The sequence below is a fragment of the Kineothrix alysoides genome (assembly GCF_000732725.1).
Lineage (GTDB): Bacteria > Bacillota > Clostridia > Lachnospirales > Lachnospiraceae > Kineothrix > Kineothrix alysoides.
In genome coordinates this window covers 277382-299565 of sequence record NZ_JPNB01000002.1, presented here as the reverse complement: position 1 = coordinate 299565, position 22184 = coordinate 277382, and the positions used below count along the sequence as shown (strand labels likewise).

The following is a 22184-nucleotide window of genomic DNA, read 5'->3' as shown; positions in this document are numbered from 1 at the left end:
CGATAAGTAAATACTAATGAGCAATGAGCAATGAGCAATGAGCAATGAGCAATGAGCAATGAGCAATGAGCAATGAGCAATGAGCAATGAGCAATGAGCAATGAGCAATGAGCAATGAGCAATGAGCAATGAGCAATGAGCAATGAGCAATGAGCAATGAGCAATGAGCAATGAGCAATGAGCAATGAGCAATGAGCAATGAGCAATGAGCAATGAGCAATGAGCAATGAGCAATGAGCAATGAGCAATGAGCAATGAGCAATGAGCAATGAGCAATGAGCAATGAGCAATGAGCAATGAACAATGAACAATGAACAATGAACAATGAACAATGAACCATAAATTATCAATTAACAATCAGGAGGCAGGATAAATGACATTCCGGCATTTTCAGATTTTTATTGAGGTCTGCGACACAATGAACATGACCGCAGCAGCCGGCAAACTGTATATGTCACAATCTGCAGTCAGTCAGGCTATTGCAGAAATGGAACGGCATTATAATGTGCGTTTATTTGAACGTTTATCCAAAAAGCTGTATCTTACCCAAGCAGGAGAACAGCTTATGGGCTATGCCCGCCATATTATACGAATGAATTTCGATGCGGAGCAGAATATGCGCGATTTAAGTCAAAACGAAGTTGTGCGTATAGGTGCCAGCGTAACGATTGGGGCATGCGTACTGCCTAAGCTCGCAGCAAAAATTATGCGAACATATCCTCAGCTAACATTGCAGGTCGAAATAGGAAATACAGAGCAGGTGAAGAAATTACTTTTTCAAGATAAGCTGGACATAGGCCTTGTGGAAGGTGATGTGGACTCGGAGGACTTGATAAATTCTCCGTTTATGAGAGACACCTTGGTATTGATCTGTGCAAAAAGCCATCCTTTTGCCGCGCGCAGCAGTATCAATTCACGGGAAATGGAGCAGGAAAACTTTATTTTGAGGGAAGTCGGAAGCGGAACGCGCAAGATTTTTGAAGACAAGATGAAGGAGAAGCAGCTTCGCTGGAATTCCACATGGACATGCAGCAATGCAGACGCGATCAAAGCGGCAGTCGCTGAAGGAATCGGCATTTCCGTCATATCGGAACGCTATATCACAGGTGAAGCAGAGGCAGGAACGCTATGTCCTGTCAATATCGATGATCTTGTATTCGAACGCCATTTTAAAGTGATTTATCATAAAAATAAGTATTTAACCCATTCGATGAATTGTGTTATAGATGCCTGCTATCAAAATACAAATTAGTTGTTATTGCAGGATATGGCAGAAATCCACTTCAAAGATTTGGCGATAAGTCTGTGGACCCTAAGTCGTTTCCATGGTGGTATTATACACACTTTTAATATAGAATTAGTTATTTTTATATGGCTCCAAGTCTATGAATATATCAGCCGGATATTTTTCATAGACTTTTTAATTGTTTCATTATAGTAATTTGCAAACCAAAAGTATTTTTGCGCAATATCTCTATGGTATCTTGCGTTTAAGTGTGAAATTATGTTCGATTTTATGCTTTCTAAAAAGTAATTATAATCTAAGGAGTCGTTAAACTCTTGGTGCTGCGATAAAAAATCAAGATAATATATGCCGTTCTTATCACAACAAATTAAGGCCTTAAGATGCTTTGCCTCCTGCTCAAGGGTACTTGCTTTACCGGGTAAATCGAGGCCTCTCCTGAAGGCAGGAGGATCAATGACTATTCTTGGGTAAACGGCAGTTTTATTTTCTATTTCGTAGGATTTCACCATTGCAGGACCTAAGCAAACATTTTTATCGTGATACATTTGTCCGCAGCTGACGCCTCCTCTGACATATATACCATGTATCAATAAATCATTGCAAATGTAAACCAAATCCATAAGCACATGGAAAAGCGCGCCGCCAATATCAAGACTGCTGGAATATGAAATTACGATGCTGTCGGAAAAGACAGACACTTCTTTAAAGACCCCGTACTCTGCCAAAGACCCATAATAATTATCATCTCTTATACCTGCGATATAGTTCAATATGTTCTTTATTTTTTCCTGATATTCAATATTATCCTTTGTAGACTCAATCATATTCTTAAACCCGAGAATATTCAAAAATGCGATAAAGCGTTCTTCATAAACCATTATATTCACCTTCTGACTATCAATTTTTATAGTTAACCGGAAATCTAATCAATACTAAAACAAAAATATAATTTTACTTTGCTATATTATAGCATTGAAACTTATATTTTTAAAATCTTATAAAGAACTTAGACTGATACCCGGCAGAAGAAAGGGGATTTGAGCGGGTCACATTTCATTTGACATTAAAAAAATATAATATATACTATAAATAATAAAATAATTGTTTAGTTCATATAAGGGGATGCGATGAAAAAAATCAACTCAAATGGGTATGGGGGGAAGGTAATAGGAGCAGGCCTGACGTTGTCCTTTGTAATACCAATGCTCTCTAGTCTTGTTCCGAAAAACTGGACAGAATTGCTATGGCTTTCAAAAATATCATTTATTACTGGGATAGCGGTATTGGTGCTATTTTCTATATGGCTGATGATTGAATTCAAGCAAGACAAATTTTGGAATCGCCATTATAAAGACAATGTGAGTATAAAGCTGTCGCTGCCGGAAGGAATTTATGAATGCCAGTCGTGCGGCAATCGACAGATTAAAAAGAATGATAAGAGCTGCAATATATGCGGTATTAAATTCAAAGAAGGCGGTGAATTAAATGCAGAATGAGAAGTTAAAAATACCTGAAATTTCAGAGACATTATTTATTCCATTAGCGGCCCGGGCTCATGAAACATTACGAGTGAACGGTGTGATTCGTGATGAAAAGGCGGTGGAATTTTTAAGTCGAGCGGATACATCGAATTTCATAGTGGATGGCGGAAGCATATCCACTCTTGGGATTTTGGCGCGCACAAAGATCATAGATGATGAAATCTCTAAAATATTGTCTTCTGTTTCAAAAGCTGTTATCGTCAATTTGGGGGCAGGGCTGGATACAAGATATAATAGAATTTCATGCGAAGAAGTAGAATGGTACGACTTGGATTTGCCGGAGACAATAGAGTTAAGAAAGCAATTTGTAGGGGAAACGGATATTCATTTTATCGCAGAATCTATTTTGGATGAAAGCTGGACGGATGGGATTAGAACTGGAGAAGGCAATGCGGTAATAATCATAGCAGAAGGCTTGCTCATGTATTTTGGGGAAAAAGATGTGCAAAAAGTTCTCCAAAAGATAGCAGAAGCCTTTCCCAAGGCCGATATATTTTTTGATGTAGTCCATCCTTTTTTTATGAATAAGGGAATCAGCAGCAAGTTCTTATGGGGAATAGACAGGGTAAAAGATTTAGAAAAGCTGGACTCTCGTATCGAATTGGTAAAGTCGTGGAGCATGGGAAGTCTGTTGAAGGAGCGTCAGCCGTGGCTTCTTAGGATATTAAACATTCTGCCCTCCACGAGAAAACGCAGCCAGATTATTCACCTTAAAGTAAAAGAAAGAGATTCCATAGAGTAAGAGAAAGAGATTCCATAAAGTAAAGCAAATAGATTCTATCAAGTAAAAAAAAGATTCCATTAAGTGAAAAAAATTGCAAATAAAAAGGAGAGGATGAGATATGCCGCGCTTTAGTGAGAAGGAAAAAGAGAGGATTAAGCAAAAGCTTTTAACGGAAGGAGAACATTTATTTACGGCATACGGGCTAAAGAAAGTAACCATTGATGATTTAGTAGCTGCTGCTAATATTGCCAAGGCATCTTTCTATAAATTTTATGACGGAAAGGAATACCTTTATCTCGATATCGTTGAAACGGCTCAGGCAGATATCTTTACCAGTCTGGAAAAGGTACTGGATGAGAATAAAGCATATTCTGCCGGAGAACGGGTAAAGCAGGTCTTTTTAAAAATGTATGAGCTTATGCTGAAATATCCGATTTTATCCCAGATAAATGCTGCAAATATCGAAATGATATCGAGAAAGGTATCCGAGCAGCGTTTGGCAGAGTTTACAGAACAGAATGTGGATGCGGTGAACGTGCTGGTACGGCATGGAATTCCATTTGTATATGATACGAAGACAGTTTCGACAGTTTTTGGAGCGTTATATGGTGCATGGATCAGCCTGCCGGATGAAGGTGATAGAAGGAAGAAACAAGTAATAGATATAATGTTGAGTGGGATTATTGAGCAGATAGTAGTGAGTGAATAAAGGCTTCTCCCTGTTATCGGCGGTTTGGAAAATATACTAAAAGATCTCAATTTGCTGAATTATTTTGTGAGTCCATAACACTTTATTTTATACCGGAAGTGGGACCGTATTGTAACGTGTTCCACTGTCAATATTGTGCCGATAATAATTATTATTTCTATAAATACAACTACTAATTTTGTACGAAGTTTTGGTTTTATTATTTACAGTGTGTTGCCATTGCATCGTATGTTTCTTCCGGAGAATAACCTTTGTATATTATTAGATGGATATTTCGGACTAAAATATTTTATGAAATTTTCTTTTGATAATTCATATAAAAATTAATTAATTTATAAGTATTGCATAAATATGATATAAATATAGTGGAAATATTGTAAAAATACGAAAATTATTATGCTTTTACTTTCTTCTGCGAGAGAGTATAATAGAAAACACAGTAACAATAAGAAAAAACGAAATGATATTCTTTTACGTGGAAGCCGCTTCTATTAAAAAGAGGATATGGATATAGGGGAGTTTCATATGACAAAAGAGGAAAAAAAGCTGGTGCGGAGATATGCGATCGGAGCCGTTTTATTAATGGCAGCTCTGGTAGTACTGATTTACTATTTGTTTTTTTATAGGGAGGATACCCCTTTTTCTGTTATGGAGTATTCTTCTGTTAAGCATGTACTCTTTATCAGCTCTTACAGCGAGAGCTTTGAGACCTTAGACCCACAGAAGGCAGGAATCAGAGAGGCGTTTGCGGGCAACAATATTGAGCTCAATATCGAATATATGGATATGAAGAGATTTAATAATAAGGAAAATGAAGATTTATTTTACCAAAATCTTAAGTATAAGTTACAGCATTGTCAGAAATATGATGCGATACTGCTTGGAGATGACGCCGCTTTAGAATTTGCGCAGACCTATCAGCAGGAGCTGTTTGCGGGAATCCCTATGGTATTTTTTTGTATCAACAATGTGGAACATGCGGTAAGAGCCGGGGAGAATCCTTATATTACCGGCGCGGTGGAAGAAATGTATCTGAAGGATACCTTTAATTTGGCAATTAAGTTTCAGCCTGAAGCGACAAAGATAGTTGCCATTTATGACAGTACATTAACCGGACAAGGGGATGAAAAGCAGTTTTATTCCGTGGAGGATGATTTCCCCGGATATGAATTCTCGGGAATTAATTCCTCCGAATATACGCTGGAGGAATTTGGAGAAGAGCTGGGGAGGATTACTCAGGACAGCATCGTTATATATATGAGCCGTTTTGAAGACAAGGATGGCAACCTGTATACCATTCCGGAAAGTGTGCAGTATATTGTGGAGCATACCAAGGTGCCGATATATCGGGCTTCCATTGCAGGAGTCGGAGAGGGGCTGCTTGGCGGTAAAATAGTTTCTTACGAGAAGTCAGGCTATTTAGCCGGTTCCATAGTGCTGGATATTCTGAATGGGGCGGATGTCGCCGACATTCCCGTTGTGACCAGAGGCGAGAGCCAGTATCGTTTCGACTATCAGGTCTTGAGAAAGTATAACATCGATTTTTCGCTTATACCCAAGGATGCCATTATTGTGAACAAGTCCCAGACAGTTTTTGAAAAATACAGAGAGATACTTCTTCCTGTTCTTTTATTCCTTGCAGTCTGTTTGTGCATCCTGCTGGTTTCAATAGTGGATAATATAAAGCGCCGCCGTCTGATGTGGGAGGTGCAGAAATCTCATGACGAATTGAAGGAGACCTACAACAAATTAATCATTACCGAAGAAAAACTAAAGCAGCAATATGAAGAAAATAAGAACTATACAAAATACCTCGAGGCGAAGGAGGAATACATTATTTATCAGGCGGAGCATGATTACCTGACGGACCTTCCCAACAGGCGCGCCGCAATGGAAATGCTGAGTCGGCTGATTGCGGCAAAGGAGGAATGTACGGTCATCGTTATGGACATCGATGATTTCAAGGAGACTAACGACACTTATGGACATGCCTGCGGCGATGAGATTTTAATGGAGACTGCCAGACGTCTGATTAGGCTTATGGATGATAATCTTTTATATGCTTCGCGGTTAGGCGGGGATGAATTCCTTCTAATCATAAGAGGAACTCGGGAGGAGCCTGACAGTAAATTGTTATGCCGGATTAAGCAGATTACTGCAACGCCCATTACTTTTGACGAAAAGAAGCATTATATTAGAATAAGCGTGGGAATCGCTTATTTTAAAAGGGATGCGGCGAGTGCCAGCGAAATAGTTTCCAATGCCGATTACGCGATGTATGCTTCTAAGAAATTGGGAACGAATGAATGGGTTTATTATGATGCCAGCATGAAGGATGAAGCGCTTAGACGCAAGGGTATTAAAAACATTTTAAGTGAAGCTTGCAGAAACGACGGTTTTTATGTTCTATACCAGCCGCAGGTCGATGCAGCTACAGGTATGCTGGATGGATATGAGGCCCTGACGAGACTGAAGGGGCATGCAATTTCCCCCGCTCAGTTCATCGCGATAGCCGAAGAGTCCGAGATTATCGTAACTCTGGGGCGCATTGTGACGAAGAAGGTAATCGAGCAGATGGTAACATGGAGGGAGCACGGCATGGAGCTAAGGCCGGTGGCGATTAACTTTTCCAGCAAGCAGATTCAGGATGGCGGCTATGTCAGCTATTTGAAAGATTTACTGGAGGAGCACGACATCTCGTCCGATTTGATTGAAATTGAAATTACAGAAAGTATTTTCCTTAATAATAACGAGAAGGCTATGAAGCTATTCGAAGATTTTTCTTCTATCGGCGTCAGACTGGCGCTGGATGATTTTGGTACGGGATATTCATCCATTAACTATCTGACATACATACCGGTGGAAAAGATAAAACTGGATAAGTCTCTGGTTGATATTTTCCTAACGGAGGGAAAAGACGCTTTTATCGAAAATATCATTCGATTGGCGCATTGCCTCGGTTTGAAGATCACAGTAGAAGGAGTAGAGGAAAAGCATCAGAGAGACAGAGTACGGGATTTGGAAGGGGATTATATTCAAGGCTATTATTTCAGTAAACCGATTAGTGGAGAAGAAGTGGAGCTTTTGAAAAATCCCATAAAATAAAAGTCTATAAGGTAATGAGGACATTTGTCGATTCAAAATGCTGTATAGTTACGAGGGTAAGTTTATCTTACCCTCGTTTTTGAATTGAGGATATCAATTCCTTCGCTGCTCAGATTTCTTGTATTATCAGGATCATTAATGATATTGCGGACCAACTGCCCTTACTAAATGTGGCAATTGAAATTCCCGAACTGAAGATAAAGGGAATCGCTTTGCAGTTGAAGAGAACAAGGAAATGGCAGTAAAGACAGCAAGGATTTAGAAGAAAATGGAAGCTGTAATATGAAGTAAATGAAAGAAAATATCACAAATGAGAAAAAATATCACAGACTATTGTTAACTGATATTGATTATTGTTTAGAAATGTGTTATTACATTAATTAAGTAAATAACAAAGAAATGTCTGACAATATCAAAGCAAAAGAGAAGGGATTCGGGCCACCGCTCAGCTTTAAACACCGCGAAGTCAAATTGACCGAAGGCTGAACTGTAACGGATTTTGCCATCATTGTACTTTCTTTGCATACAAAAGAAAGAGAGAAACTCTATGAAACTTTTTAAAATGGACACAATAAACAAGAAAATTTGTGTTTTTATCATTGCCATCGTTCTCGTCGCTCTGGCGAGCGTTTCCTCCGTCAATTATGTTATTGCAAAAAGAGAGCTCACCCGCTCTAACGAAATTATTCTGAAAAATGTGATAGAATCCTCCTTATTCGAAATTAACAAGAATTATAACTATGCTGCGGAAGGCAGCGAATGGATGACGCAGGAGGAGGCACAGGCGGCTTCTATAGACGCTATCAGTGAGATGCATGGCAGCACAACAGGTACATTATCCGGTGAGACTGCAGCTTCGGATGCGGTATCCGGCGCAACCACAGCTTCGGATGCAGAGGGAGCAGCGGATGCGGTATCCTCTGCCACTGAAAGTACACAAAATAAATATCATACGTTGGATTTGGGGGAGGGCGGATATTTCTTTATCGTCAATTCTGCCGGAGACGTAATCTTCCACCCATTTTTAAACGGCAACATCATTGATTTGACGTCGAAGGACGGAAGGTCAATTATCCAGGAGATAATTCAGACTGCGAAAAGTGGAGGCGGCATGCTGGAGTATGAACTGAGCGGAGATGTCAGCAATGTTTCCGGGGAGAAGACAGTGTATACACAGTATTTCCCATATTGGGACTGGACAGTTACGGCAGTAATCTATAACGGCGATTTATTCAGGGGCACACAGATTATACTCGATTACAATATTGCGGCCCTGGCGATCATATTGATACTGTCCTTATGTGCAGGAATACCCCTTACCCGCAGGATAACCCGGCCGATTAAAGTGATTTCCGGAATTTTACATAAAGTATCTAAAGGTGACCTGACTGTAGAGAAAATCGACATCAGGACGAAAGACGAGACAAAACTCCTGGCAGATTCCGTAAATGCCCTGATCGATAAACTGAATCTTATCGTGAAATCCATCATTGCCTCTGGGGACGTGATGCATCAGTTTTCCGGTGAGCTGAAGGAATCTGCGGACAGCATGGTGCAAATGACAGATGAGGTTTCCAAGTCCATAAGCCAGATGACGGAGCTTAGTGAGACTCAGACGCATAATACTGTAAAAAGCGTGGAAAATGTCAATCTGCTGGGTGAAGATATTAAAGAGACGGCTGCCGCCAGCGAAAAAATGGAGAAAGCGGCTGAAAAGACGATGAAGTTAAAAGAGCATGGACTTGCTTCTGTAAAAGGACTAAAGGAAGCCAGCGATGAAAATAATATCAACTCCAGGAAAATGGAGCAGGTCATCGGACAAATATACGAGCACTCTGAGAGGATAAGTGAAATTGTAAGCATCATTTCCGGTGTGGCGGGCCAAACCAACCTTCTGGCCTTGAATGCGAATATAGAGGCGGCAAGAGCGGGAGAAGCAGGAAAAGGCTTTGCTGTGGTTGCAGGAGAAGTACGTATTCTCGCTACGGAGACGGCAAAGGCCGCAGAGAACATTAAAGCCAAGGTAGATGAAATGATGAAGCAATCCGGTGAGGCAGTGAATTTCGTTAAAATAAACAGACAGGGTGTTGAAAATATTAACGGCACAGTGTCTGAGACGGAAGATGTTTTTAATAAAATATCTGAAGAACTGCAGGATTTGCTGGAGGATATCGAGAAAATTGCGCAGCGCAGCTATGAGACGAACCAGAAAAAGGATTACATACTGGATATGCTGGGCAGCATCGCTCAGACTTCCGAGGAAAATGTTTCCGCTATGGAGGAAATCTCCTCTGCTGCACAAGAGCAGTCGACGACGGTAACCGAAATAACTAATAACATTTCCAAATTAAATGAAATGTCGGAAGAATTAAATGAGTTAATCAATACTTTCCAAACCAAATAGTATTGTTCACTCTCTTGACCACATTCTTACGTAGCTTAGCAAGTGTTAAGCTGCTGTGTGGACAGTAAAACGCATATAACTACACAAAAACGGGGAAGGAATTCAAAAGGATTCCTTCCCCGAAGTCATATCATCTTAATTCGTATTATCAATCGACTGAATATCCCCGATCTGTTCTTCCAAACTATCATATCTCTGGCTCAGAATAATAATGTCGATACGCCTGTTCTTTGCTCTGCCTTCCTCCGTAGAGTTATCAGCCACCGGCTTGAATTCCGCATACCCTACCGCAACCATCTTAGCCGGCGATATGCCGCCGCTGTCGCGGAAAAGCTTTACAACGCTGGCCGCTCTGGCTGTAGACAATTCCCAGTTGGAGGGATAAACAGCCGTATGGATAGGACGGTCATCCGTATGCCCTTCAATACGGATATAATTATCAAGTGAACTGATGGTACTTGCTATTTTGAGCAAAGTATCCTCATTTTCCTGCTTGAGGTTCGCGCTTCCGGAATCGAAGAGGATCGCATTATCGAGGCTGATGACAAGTCCTCTCTCATCGATTCGGCTGGAAATTGAGGTGTCTATATTTTCCTGTTGGAACATATCTTCAAGCTGTGCCTGAACGTCCTCAAGGTTGTCAACTTCCTGCTGTCCGAGCAGCTCATAAAGAGCTTCTCTTGCACCTTCGCTATTCGAAGTTCCATCCATAGTGCCGTCGCCGACTCCTTCACTGTCTCCGTCTCCGGTGGAAGGCTCCGTAATAGGGGTACCGGGATAAAGATTAATAATAGATTCACCGTCGTTGGATAGCATGCCGCCTCCGCCGTCTTCGACAATGTTCTGGCGAAAGGCCTCTGCCAGTGCTTCCGATTTCCCCTGATCCATCTTACTTGCGGCAAACAAAACTATGAAAATGGCCAATAATAAAGTCATCAAGTCGGAATAGGGGAGGAGCCATGCTTCTCCTGCTTCTTCTTCATGATGTTTTTTCTTCCCTTTTCTTGCCATATGAATAATCCTTTCTTACCAATCTGCGTGCTTCTTGCCGCAGGACATTAATATTGCTTCAGACTTTCAAGAACTTCGTTCTGCTGTGACTCAGGAAGTGTGGAAAGGAGCTTCTCCTGAACCATCAAGGGAGAATCGCCCTTTTGGATGGATAAGAGTCCTTCGATAATCATGCTCTTTATCAATACTTCCTCCGCGCTCTTAACCTTCAGCTTCTTAGCGAAAGGATGCCATAAAACATAACCGGTAAAAATACCGAGAATCGTTGCAATAAATGCTGCGGCGATGGCTTCGGCCACGGCCTCAGTGTTGTCGATATTAGCCATAGCGGCAATCAGTCCGAATACGGCGCCCAAAACGCCCAGAGTAGGAGCATATGTACCGGCGGATGTAAAGATTCCGGCATTTGTCTCATGTCTCGCCTCCATCGATTCAATCTCGGTACCGAGAACATCCATAATATATTCATCGCCCATACCGTCGATAACCATACGAAGTCCCTTTCTTAAGAAAGGATCTTCAATCTCGCTGGCCCTGTTTTCCAGGGATAACAGACCTTCCTTTCTCGCTTCGTTAGCCAGAGCCACCATCTGCTTAATTAATTCGGCGATATCGGTGCTTTGCTGATTCGTGAAAATAATCTTAAAAAGTGCACCTATAGATTTAAGATTTTTTAGCGGATAAGAGTTCAGTATAGTAGCGACTGTACCGACGATAATAACAAAAAAAGCTGCAGGATTAAGAAAGATAGTAGGACTGAGATGCTTGAAATACATGGCACCTATGATGGCTGTGAGTCCTACAATTAACCCCAAAATTGTTGTAATATCCATAACCTTTTCTCCTTACGTGTTGTCCTTAATTAATTATGTAATTATACTCATTCACTTCACATTATATCATGTACTTCTGAAAAAAATAGTAATTTTTATTCGAAATTTGAATTTTTTTATATTTTTTCTTTGCATAATATCGATAAGGGTCGAAAAAGGCAATCGTCGGTGGCATTTTTCCTTTGGGAACATATGATAATGAAGAATAGTGTCGCATTGTTGGAAGGAGAAATGAGGATGTGCGGTATCGGAGGATTTTTTGATTCTGAAAATGATTATAAGCTTCGGCTTGAGTATTACAGAAATGTTCTGGAGGGAATGAACTACATACAAAAACACCGGGGGCCCGACGAGCAGGGAATTTTTCTGGATTCCCACATAGGGATGGCTCATGTACGGCTTTCCATCATAGACCTTGAAGGGGGAAAACAGCCTTTTCATTACATGGTAGACGGGCATACATGGACGATTGTATACAACGGAGAGCTCTATAATACCGAAGAGCTTAGAAACGAGCTGGCCGCAGGGGGTTGGACATTTCAATCAAAAAGCGACACGGAAGTCATTCTCGTGAGCTACTTGGAATACGGACCGGAATTTGTAAAAAGACTAAACGGCATATTTGCTTTTGCCATATGGGAACCGGTTGCCGGGCAGCTCTATTTATATAGAGACAGAGGCGGAGTGAAACCGCTTTTTTATAAAAAAGAAGGAACGGGTGTCATTTTTTCCTCGGAGATAAAAGGAATCCTATCCTATCCGGGAGTAGAGCCGGTCCTAGACAAAAAAGGAATGAACGAAATCTTTGGCATAGGGCCGGCTAAAACCTATGGCGTCGGCGTTTTTGAGGGAATCGATGAGGTTCTCCCCGGACATTATATCCGTTTCGGCAAGGACGGCTTAACACAAAAATGCTACTGGTCTTTGTCCAGCCGGCCCCATGAGGACAGCTATGACGAGACGGTAGAAAAGACTGCGGAGCTGGTAACCGACGCTATAAGACGGCAAATGGTATCGGATGTTCCTATCTGCACCTTCCTGTCAGGGGGCTTGGACAGCAGCCTGGTATCGGCAGTATGCGCAGGCGTGCTAAAGAAAAAGGGTGAACGGCTGAACACCTTTTCCTTTGATTTCGTAGGTAACGGCGAATATTTTGAGGCTTCCGCCTTTCAGCCTACGCAGGATCGCCCCTATGCAGAGCAGATGGTGAAATATCTGGATACAAAGCACAGATATCTGGAATGCACCACGCTGGATCAGGCGGAACTTTTGAAGCAGTCTGTGGATGCCAGGGATCTTCCCGCCATGGCGGATGTGGATTCCTCTTTGCATTATTTCTGCTCACAAGTGAGCAAATATAACAAGGTGGCGCTTACCGGAGAATGTGCCGATGAAATCTTCGGCGGCTATCCGTGGTTTCATAAGGAGGAATGCTTCAAAGCACATACCTTCCCGTGGACGATGGATCTGGAGGCGAGGAAGGCCCTCCTCAAAGATGAGTTTATCGAATATTTAAATATGGATGAATATGTGTCTGAGGTTTATGAAAAGTCTGTGGCGGAGACGCCGAGACTTGCGGAAGATTCCGCGGAAGAAGCCAGGCGGCGCGAAATCGCATATCTCAATCAGAAATGGTTTATGCAGACTCTTCTTGACCGCATGGACCGGGCCAGCATGTATTCCGGTCTCGAGGCGAGAGTTCCTTTTGCAGATCACCGGATAATAGAATATGTATGGAATATTCCCTGGGATATGAAATGCCGCGGCGGTGTAGTGAAAGGTCTTCTGCGGGAGTGCGGAAGGGGATATTTGCCGGAGGAAATATTATACCGCAAGAAGTCGCCCTATCCCAAGACCTACGACAAACAATATGAGCGGCTGCTTGCAAAAGAGCTGATAAAAATCGTACAGGATAGCTCGTCTCCGGTGTTAGAGTTCATCGATTCCGAAAAACTTCAGAAGTTTCTCACGGCTTCTTCGGATTACGGAAAACCGTGGTACGGGCAATTGATGGCAGGGCCGCAGATGCTGGCGTATATGTATCAGATTAATTATTGGATGGAGAAATATCGTGTTACATTGAAATGGTAAGGAGAAGTGTGAAACTTCACTATATTGTTTGTGCCGCACAGCGGCATGTTTGAAAGGTTGAAAGAAGCATGGATGCAAAAATGATGGAAACGGTATTAGTAATCGGCGGAGACAGACGGCTTTCATTTTTGGCGGAGGAACTGACCGGGTATTTTGGAAAGGTCGTCTTGTGCGTGGAAACAGAAGACAGAGGGGGAAGGAGCAGTGTGAATAAACATATTAATATAGAAGCTTGCGATGCGGATTCTGTCGCAGAAATAATGAGGCAGGCGGATATAATCGTCGGGCCGGTACCTTTTTCCAGAGACGGAGTCCATATTTTTTCACAGGGGAAAGAGAAGGTCCGGATAGAGGAATTCTGCAAGGGACTTCGGGAAAAACAGATTTTGTTTGGAGGGAATCTTCCGGCGAAGGTGATAAGCGAAGCTGAAAAAAAGGGTGTTTTTTGCCGGGATTTCTTACGGATGGAAGAAGTAGAGCAGGAGAATGCACTCACCACAGCAGAAGGCGCTGTGGCAGAGGCCATTGGGCTTAGTGTGAACAATATCCACTCCGGCAAATCCATGGTATTAGGATATGGGAAATGTGGGAAAGCAATTGCAGGGCTGTTAAAGGAGTGGGGCATCGATACGACGATTGCTGCGAGGAGTGAAACTGCATTGGCGCAAGCCGGAGAGGAGGGGTATCATACCGTACTCATGAAGGATATGTCAGATGTAATCTCCGACATGTTGTTTATCTTCAATACGGTACCGGCCAGGGTGCTTAAGGAAGAGGAAATCAGCGTTCTTAAAGAGGATGCGGTTATCATAGACATCGCATCAGCCCCCGGAGGGACGGATTTTGCAGCATGCGAACGCGCTGGAATAAAGGCGGTGCTGTCGCTTGGCATTCCCGGAAGATATTCCCCGAAGACCAGTGCGGAAATATTATTAAGAGCGATTCTTGAGGAAAGGGAGAAGATGGTGGAACTATGAAATTAGATGGAAAAAATGTCGGATTTGCTATTACAGGATCTTTTTGTACGTTCGATAAAATACTAAAGGAAATAGAAAATGTAAAAAAAGAGGGCGCTAATGTCGTCCCGATACTTTCCTTTCATGCCTCTTCCATGGATACCCGTTTCGGTAAAACGGCAGATTTTAAAGAAAAGCTTAAGGATATTACCGGAAACGAGCCAATAGTCACCATCGAGGAAGCGGAGCCCCTGGGCCCCGGAAACCTTCTGGATATTCTCATAGTGGCGCCATGTACCGGAAACACACTCGCCAAACTTGCAGCAGGAATTACGGATACTCCGGTCCTGATGGCGGCCAAATCTCACATGAGAAACAATAAGCCCCTTGTAATCTCCGTCTCCACCAACGACGCGCTGGGCTTAAATTTTTCTAATATCGGAGTGCTGATGAATGCGAAAGGAATCTATTTTGTACCTTTTGCACAGGATAATCCCGCACAGAAGCCAAAATCTATGATCGCGAAGACAGAGCTGATCGTATCCACGCTGGAAAATGCAATGGAAGGGAAACAAATTCAAATAAATTTTGTTCTCCTATAAAGTTATTAAAAAAAAAACCGATACTAATAATAAGAAATCAGTAAAAAAACACGGAAGGAGGAGTGAGCGATGCGTATAGAAGCTTATTCACAGGTTCAGCAGATATATAAAAAGGCAAAAGTTGATAAGAGCCAGAAGACAGCGAGTGCAAGCGTATCCGATCAGCTTTCTATTTCCAGCGTTGGAAAAGAGTATCAGGCTGCGAAACAGGCGATAGCGGGCATTGCCGATGTCAGAGAAGACTTAACTGCTCCTCTCAAAAAGAGTATTCAGTCAGGTACTTATGAGGTGAGCACGGAGAAATTTGCTGATAAGCTATTACAGAAATATGAAGAAATGAGGTAGTCCCGTGGCAAGTTTGATGGAGAACCTGATAGATATATTAGGTAAATTGTGTGAAGAGTATGAAAACTTGCTGGGGCTATCCAAAAACAAGACGCCGGTTATCATAGCCGGTGATTTAAAAGAGTTATCAAAAATCACGGATGAAGAACAAATCGTTGTAAGCAGAATTAATCATTTGGATCATGACAGACAAGAAGTGGTCCGTGATATTGCCAACGTAGTAAACAGGGATGTTGAAGATTTGAAGCTTGCTAACATTATTCAAATGCTTGAACCAAGGCCGGTAGAGAGTCAGAAGCTGGCGGAAGTCTATGATAGGCTGAAGGACGTCGTCCACAAGGTGCAGAGAGTGAATTCCCAGAACAGAGAATTGCTGTCCAGCGCACTGGAGATGGTAGAGTTCGAGATAAACATGGTTCAGGCAACGAAGGCGGCTCCTGCAACTGCCAATTACAACAAGGGTGCGTATAACGCCGGAAGTGTAATCGGAGTAGACAGAAGTGAATTCGATACAAAACAATAATCCCTTAGAGAGGTAATATCATATGTCACTATTTGGAAGCTTATACGTCGGTGCATCCGGATTACAAACAAGTCAAAACGCGCTCAATACGACGGCGCATAATATGGCTAACGTTGATACCACAGGATATACGAGACAGCAGATCCTGTTCGGAACGAGAAGCTATAATATTCTCTCAGTCAACGCCTCCTCTGTTGCATATCAGCAGACCGGTCTGGGCGTATATTATTCCCAAACAAGACAAGTAAGAGATGAATTTTTAGATAAAACATATCGTAAAGAATCCGGACGCAGTGCGTTCTATGAGACGAACACGCAGGTCATCGAGGAAGTGGAGGACTTGTTTGGAGAATTTCAGGGCGCGGAGTTCTCGGAGGCTTTGGAGAATCTCTGGACTGCTATTGAAGAGCTGGCGAAGGATCCTTGCAAGGCTACGAATCAGAACCTGTTCGTGACCCGCTCCAAGGAATTTTTGCAGAGGGCACTGCTTGTTTATCAAGGGCTCAGCGATCAACAGGACAACCTGAACACTCAGGTGAAGGCCGATGTGGAGACCCTTAACAAGTACGGTGAGCAGTTGGTCGAGATCAACAAACAAATAATGAAAATAGAGACCGGCGGCACTGAGAATGCCAACGATCTAAGAGATAAACGAAATCAGATACTGGATGAGATGGCAAAGCTTGGAGATATCAGTTACTCCGAGGATATATACGGTGTAGTGACCGTGAGGTTCGAAGGCGTCGATTTCATAAGGTCGGATTCGATAAATAAAATAGAACTGTATCAGGATAAGACTACCGGATTTTATACCCCTTACTGGTCACAGCTTGCTAACTATAAGACGGTAAATGGAGAAAAGGTTCTGGATCTGGAGGCATCCAGAGTATACGACCCGACCCAGACCATATCCTCCGATATGAATACGGATATAGGTTCCATGAGAGCATTATTGCTGGCAAGAGGTGAAAAACGCGCGACTTACCAAGAGGTTGATCCGGCCACTGTGGATATAGAGAATTATAACACTAATATTTCGCAGTCGTTGCTCATGAACATTCAGGCTGAGTTTGACTATTTGATAAAATCAGTTACTACTAAAATTAATGAAGTGCTTAAAAATGCAGCCGAAGAAGCGACACTCAGCGATCCCAGCAGCACCTACCTGAGAGATGAAGACGGTAAACCGTATCAGTTGTTCGAAATGATTGCGAACGATGACGCGGTAGGCTTTACTGTTGGCAATATTGTCATCAATGAGGACCTTGTAGCAGAACCAGCCCTGCTTTCCTTCCGTTTGAAGGACGGAACAGAGGATAAGGCAACGATGCAGAAGCTTTTGGATGTGCTTTCGGATGAGTCCTATACGCTCAACCCGAACTTGAAGACGAAGACTAATCTCATGAAGTATTATTCAAGCTTAATTTCGCAGGTAAGCAACACCGGGGAAGCGAACAAGGAAATTGCAGCGGCACAGGTCAACACGGTAAATGAAGCTTTTGCCGCGAGAGAACAGGTTGTAGGAGTATTCTCCGACGAAGAGATGGAATTTATGATCAAGTTCCAGAATGCTTATAACGCGTCGAGCAGATACATTAATGTAATTAATGAAATGATAGAGCATATTATAAGTACATTGGGAAGGTAAGGTGAATTAAGATGCCATCACAATTTTTTGGATTGACAATCACATCCTCGGGATTACGGGCAGCGAATGCAGCTCTTAATACGGCGGCAAATAACGTTTCCAACGTAAACACAGACGGCTACAGCAGACAGACGGTGACGCAGGAAGCTTCCAATGCCCTTCGCGTGTTCGCTACATACGGCTGTGCCGGAGCGGGCGTTGATACGGTAGCTATTGAGCGTATGCGGGACAGCTATTACGATATGAGATTCCGCAATAATAACACTACCCTCGGCGAATACGATGTAAAGAAATATTACACGGATACCTTGCAGCAATATTTGGACGATGACGGAACCTCGGGCTTCGGTAAAATTTATAGTTCTTTCTGGTCAGCATTACAGTCTGTTTCCACCAATTCCAGCAGTACGGACAGCAAGGCACAGTTCATTGCAGCGGCAGAAAGCATGGCGGACTATTTCAACAATACGGCGGGAAACTTAAAAGAACTGCAAAAGGACGTCAACTCAGAGATCAAGATCAGGGTCGATAGAATCAATGCTATCTCTACAGAAATTGCTACACTGAACAAGCAGATCAACGTTATTGAGATGACGGGAGCTGCAGCCAACGAACTACGGGATAAGAGAGATCTTATGTTGGACGAGCTGTCAGAAATCGTAGATATCAAGACGAAAGAGATTGAAGTTACCGATGCCAATGACCCTACCAGGAAAACAGGCGGAACACGCTTTATGGTGTACATCGCCGGCGGACAGATGTTAGTGGACGGCAACGACTACCATACGTTAGAATGTGTTTCCAGAGCAGACAATGAAAAAATAAATATGACGGATGCGGATGGATTGTACGATATTTACTGGGATAACGGCAATGTATTCAATCTGAATAATGCATCTATGGGAGGCGGGTTAAAGGGCCTTGTGGCGATGCGCGACGGCAATAACAATCAGGCATTTTCCGGCACAGTAACCAATGTGGGAAGAACTGCTGACGGTTCTAATGCGGAAGTGAAGATTAAGGTGACCCAGGAATATCTGACGGATATGAATAAATGCAATCTTTCCGATACAGGAGGAAGCATTGTCATCGGAAACACGATTTATTACTACAAGTCATGGACTTTTGATGATACTACCTCTACCTATACGCTTGAGATGGATGACGCGAAGTGCGATACGATAATCGATGCCTCTAAGATTGCGAAGGAAGCGGAAATAGGTGCGGATATCAGCTATCAAGGAATTCCTTATTATCTGTCTCAGCTGAATGAGTTCGTCCGAGCATTTGCTGCTCAGGTAAACGAAGTTTTTACCAGCGGATATGACGCGGAGGGCAATAAGGGAGTAATGTTTTTTACAGCAGGGAAAGCGGTAACGGGAGCCAATAAGAACGACACCCAATACGAAGAAAGCGATTTTAATGATGATGACGGATATTATGAATTGACGGCATTTAATTTTCAAGTAAATAAAGCGCTGTCGGCGAAAGCTGATCTGCTCGGAACGAGAAGCAGCGCAGAGGTCGGTGTGGAGGAATGCGGCAAGATTACTGAATTGATTTCAATTCTGGGAGACAAGACCAAGTTCAGCTTCCGTAATTCCACAGCCAGCGAATTTCTGCAGTGTATTCTTTCCGACGTAGCCTTAAATGCCAGCAATGCGGAGACTTTTTACAATACATATTATGGAATCGCAGTAACGATCGATAACCAACGAACCGCTATTTCGGGTGTGGATGAGGACGAAGAAGCGACGAATATGGTAAGATTTCAGAACGCATATACGCTTTCCGCTAAGATGATGCAGATATTGACAGAAGTATACGACCGCTTAATTCTTGAGACTGGCGTGTGATGATAGGAGGATTGAATCCGATATGAGAATGACAAATAAAATTATGCAGAATAATTCGCTGTATAATATCAATAATAATAAAGTGCTTCAGGATAAGCTGAGCACACAGATGTCCACGCTGAAGAAAATAACACGGCCCTCTGATGATCCGGTTATCGCTATCCGTGCGCTGAGACTTCGGAGCGACGTGTCCCAGATTAAACAGTATTATGAAAAGAATGCACCGGATGCAAAAAGCTGGCTTGAGGTTACTGCAGATGCGCTGAATACTACTACCGACGTTATTAACGATATATTACAGCAGTGTACCAAGGGAAGTAATAAGGATTTGGGTGTGGATCAGCTGGATATTATAGTTACCCAGCTAAAATCGCTGAAAGAAGAGTTTTATGCAACGGGAAATGTGGATTATGCGGGACGTTATGTCTTTACAGGGTACCGTACCGATACGACCCTGACTTATACGGAAAATAAGACGGAGAAGTTCAAAATAACGGAACAGCTTAATGTTTCGGCTGCCGATACGATTAATTATACGAATATCGGTAAGTTGAAAGGCGCGTCTTCGACGAGTTATGATCCGTCTGACCCTCCCCTGGAGGAAGCTGTTGATATAAAAAATAATGACATTTACCGTATACGGTTGTCTTATGATAATTTAACAGGAGGGACGGATGCAGCTGGTGATGCAGTAATACCCGCTATAACGAAATATGATGCGGTATCGGATACATATATAGATGTGTTCGCAGCTCCGATTGAGCAAGTATCATCGACATCGGTTCCCAGTCCCTACGATTATATTACTGATCCTGCGAATTCCGGTAAAGTGGTATTTGTGCCGGAGACCGGTGAGATTCTTATGGGAAAAGATGCGTATGATGACTTTGTATCGGTAGGGAATAATACGGAAATTCGTGTAACTTATGAGAAGGACTCCTGGAAAGAAGGAGATTTACGTCCTCAGCATTATTTTGCATGTGAATATACAGACACAACCGGAGCAAAGATAAATTATAACAATGATTATTTGACAGAAGAGGGGGCATCTCAGGTTATTAAGTACGACGTAGGATATAATCAGACGATTCGCATTAATACTACGGCTGATGAAGTGTTTACCTTAGATGTGGACAGAAATATTGACGATTTGGAAAGCGCTCTCGCCGCCTTGAAGCAAATTAACGAAGCTAAGACAAATATTGGGAAGATGCTCACTGGTTATGCCGAGGGAACTACAGAATATAATAATTTAAAGGCTACGGCAGATGCTGCGGATAAGGCGTATACATATATCCGTGAAAATATACAGAAAACATTTGAAGGTTTGATAACTAAAATGAACGGAACACTGGATAATACCAGTGTTGCCATTACGGATAATGGTACGAGGGGAAGCCGTCTCGATTTAATATCGAACCGCCTGATGACTCAAAAGACCACATTCCAGACGCTGCAGTCCTCTAATGAAGATGTTGATATCGCAGAGGTGACGATACAGCTTACGAGCATGAACAATTCCTATCAGTCGGCGCTTTTGGCAACCAGTAAAATCATGCAGAATTCATTGATGAATTATATTTAAAGGCATTTGGAGAAGAAGGTTTATGAAATGAAACGCATACAAAAAGTGGTGCTTACTATGGCGGCATTTACAGAGTATAAGGAGAAGGTATGATAATACAAACAAAAGCATTTGGTGAGATTACAATAGATGAAGAAAAGGTTATTACATTTCCGAAAGGGATTGTAGGTTTTTCTGAGTTGACGAAGTTTACGATGATTCACGACAAAGAGACGGGAGCCGGATCGATTCATTGGCTTCAATCTTTGCAGGAACCGGCGTTCGCGATGCCGGTCATGGATCCGCTGGTGGTAAAGCCGGATTATAATCCGGAAGTGGAGGAAGAGTGGATTAAGCCTCTCGGTGAACTTGATTTGGAGGAGTTATTGGTGCTTGTAACCGTCACTGTGCCTCAGGACTTAACCCAGATGACTGTGAACTTAAAAGGTCCCATCGTTATTAATACTGGGGAAAGAAAAGCATGTCAGGTAATTATAGAGGGAGATGAATATCAGGTTAAATATCCTATCTATGACATCCTTCAGGCAAAGAAAGCGGGTGAATAGATGCTAGCCTTATCCAGAAAGAAAAATGAAGCTTTGATTATTAATAATAACATTGAGATTACTATTTTAGAAATAAAGGGTGAGCAGGTAAAGATAGGAATTACAGCACCTAAGGAAGTTCCTATATACCGTAAAGAAGTGTATGTGCAGATACAGAATGAGAACAAAGCATCTGTAGATGTGGAAAGTCTGGATGCGCTAAAAAAATTTTTAGTATAGCTATATAAAATCAGAAAAGCATATTTTCTGATTTTTATAAAAGGTTTTTGCTTCTAAGCGTTGAAGCAAAGACCTTTTTGTACATAACCGATTTATTTTGCAGTCAGTACGTGAATATACTAATTCAAGTTTTATGATTCTCGGTTTAGGAATCAATATAAATCAAAAAATATTGTGGTATTAGAAAAAAGGGGTAAATTATTGTAAAATTCATCCGATATAATTAATAAGCATATGGAAT

Annotated in this window: 19 protein-coding genes; 16 read left to right on the top strand and 3 right to left on the bottom strand. The window is 42.2% G+C overall.

What is annotated here, in order from left to right; translation table 11 throughout:
- Positions 1-373: 373 nt before the first annotated feature.
- On the top strand, positions 374-1252 hold the full coding sequence (locus CC90_RS0112375; RefSeq protein WP_031391083.1) for a LysR family transcriptional regulator: 879 nt from the start codon (positions 374-376) through the stop codon (positions 1250-1252).
- 131 nt (positions 1253-1383) lie between these two features.
- Here CC90_RS0112375 and CC90_RS0112370 read toward each other — a convergent pair whose 3' ends face one another.
- On the bottom strand, positions 1384-2124 hold the full coding sequence (locus CC90_RS0112370; RefSeq protein ID WP_031391082.1) for a hypothetical protein: 741 nt from the start codon (positions 2122-2124) through the stop codon (positions 1384-1386).
- Positions 2125-2373: 249 nt separating this feature from the next.
- On the opposite strand from CC90_RS0112370, the gene CC90_RS0112365 reads away from it, so the two are divergent.
- From CC90_RS0112365 to CC90_RS0112345, 5 genes are all read left to right on the top strand, one after another.
- Entirely contained in the window at positions 2374-2742 is a 369-nt protein-coding gene (locus CC90_RS0112365; RefSeq protein WP_031391081.1) for a hypothetical protein, read from the top strand.
- Complete coding sequence (locus CC90_RS0112360) at positions 2732-3529, top strand: class I SAM-dependent methyltransferase (protein ID WP_051869524.1); 798 nt, start codon at positions 2732-2734, stop codon at positions 3527-3529. Before CC90_RS0112365 ends, CC90_RS0112360 begins: the two co-directional genes overlap by 11 nt.
- A gap of 100 nt (positions 3530-3629) precedes the next feature.
- Positions 3630-4220, top strand: a complete 591-nt coding sequence (locus CC90_RS0112355) for a TetR/AcrR family transcriptional regulator (protein ID WP_031391079.1) — start codon at positions 3630-3632, stop codon at positions 4218-4220.
- A 525-nt stretch (positions 4221-4745) separates the two neighbouring features.
- On the top strand, positions 4746-7325 hold the full coding sequence (locus tag CC90_RS23180; protein ID WP_051869522.1) for an EAL domain-containing protein: 2580 nt from the start codon (positions 4746-4748) through the stop codon (positions 7323-7325).
- Between the two features lie 547 nt (positions 7326-7872).
- Positions 7873-9729 (top strand): methyl-accepting chemotaxis protein, encoded by a 1857-nt coding sequence (locus CC90_RS0112345; protein WP_031391077.1) that lies wholly within the window; start codon positions 7873-7875, stop codon positions 9727-9729.
- A gap of 135 nt (positions 9730-9864) precedes the next feature.
- Here CC90_RS0112345 and CC90_RS0112340 read toward each other — a convergent pair whose 3' ends face one another.
- The gene (locus tag CC90_RS0112340; protein WP_035315691.1) at positions 9865-10740 is read right to left on the bottom strand and encodes an OmpA family protein; all 876 of its coding nucleotides are present in this window, start codon (positions 10738-10740) and stop codon (positions 9865-9867) included.
- Between the two features lie 47 nt (positions 10741-10787).
- Positions 10788-11573 (bottom strand): flagellar motor stator protein MotA, encoded by a 786-nt coding sequence (gene motA / locus CC90_RS0112335; protein WP_031391075.1) that lies wholly within the window; start codon positions 11571-11573, stop codon positions 10788-10790.
- A 237-nt stretch (positions 11574-11810) separates the two neighbouring features.
- On the opposite strand from motA, the gene asnB reads away from it, so the two are divergent.
- The 10 genes from asnB to csrA all read left to right on the top strand — a co-directional run bounded on the left by asnB (position 11811) and on the right by csrA (position 21943).
- Entirely contained in the window at positions 11811-13664 is a 1854-nt protein-coding gene (asnB, locus tag CC90_RS0112330; RefSeq protein WP_031391074.1) for an asparagine synthase (glutamine-hydrolyzing), read from the top strand.
- Between the two features lie 68 nt (positions 13665-13732).
- Positions 13733-14641, top strand: coding sequence for a dipicolinate synthase subunit DpsA (locus CC90_RS0112325; RefSeq protein ID WP_051869519.1), 909 nt, complete (start codon positions 13733-13735; stop codon positions 14639-14641).
- The gene (locus CC90_RS0112320) at positions 14638-15222 is read left to right on the top strand and encodes a dipicolinate synthase subunit B (RefSeq protein ID WP_031391072.1); all 585 of its coding nucleotides are present in this window, start codon (positions 14638-14640) and stop codon (positions 15220-15222) included. The genes CC90_RS0112325 and CC90_RS0112320 overlap by 4 nt, the downstream gene beginning before the upstream one ends.
- 69 nt (positions 15223-15291) lie before the next feature.
- A complete protein-coding gene (flgM, locus tag CC90_RS0112315; protein WP_031391071.1) occupies positions 15292-15567 on the top strand; it encodes a flagellar biosynthesis anti-sigma factor FlgM in 276 nt (91 codons plus the stop codon).
- Positions 15568-15571: 4 nt separating this feature from the next.
- Positions 15572-16090, top strand: coding sequence for a flagellar protein FlgN (locus CC90_RS0112310; RefSeq protein WP_242843301.1), 519 nt, complete (start codon positions 15572-15574; stop codon positions 16088-16090).
- A gap of 22 nt (positions 16091-16112) precedes the next feature.
- On the top strand, positions 16113-17738 hold the full coding sequence (gene flgK / locus CC90_RS0112305) for a flagellar hook-associated protein FlgK (RefSeq protein ID WP_031391069.1): 1626 nt from the start codon (positions 16113-16115) through the stop codon (positions 17736-17738).
- 11 nt (positions 17739-17749) lie between these two features.
- Positions 17750-19594, top strand: a complete 1845-nt coding sequence (gene flgK, locus CC90_RS22370) for a flagellar hook-associated protein FlgK (RefSeq protein WP_035315689.1) — start codon at positions 17750-17752, stop codon at positions 19592-19594.
- A gap of 22 nt (positions 19595-19616) precedes the next feature.
- A complete protein-coding gene (locus tag CC90_RS23175) occupies positions 19617-21179 on the top strand; it encodes a flagellin N-terminal helical domain-containing protein (RefSeq protein WP_051869516.1) in 1563 nt (520 codons plus the stop codon).
- A gap of 89 nt (positions 21180-21268) precedes the next feature.
- Positions 21269-21724, top strand: coding sequence for a flagellar assembly protein FliW (gene fliW, locus CC90_RS0112290; RefSeq protein ID WP_031391066.1), 456 nt, complete (start codon positions 21269-21271; stop codon positions 21722-21724).
- Positions 21725-21943, top strand: coding sequence for a carbon storage regulator CsrA (gene csrA, locus CC90_RS0112285; RefSeq protein ID WP_031391065.1), 219 nt, complete (start codon positions 21725-21727; stop codon positions 21941-21943).
- The last annotated feature ends 241 nt before the right edge of the window (positions 21944-22184 follow it).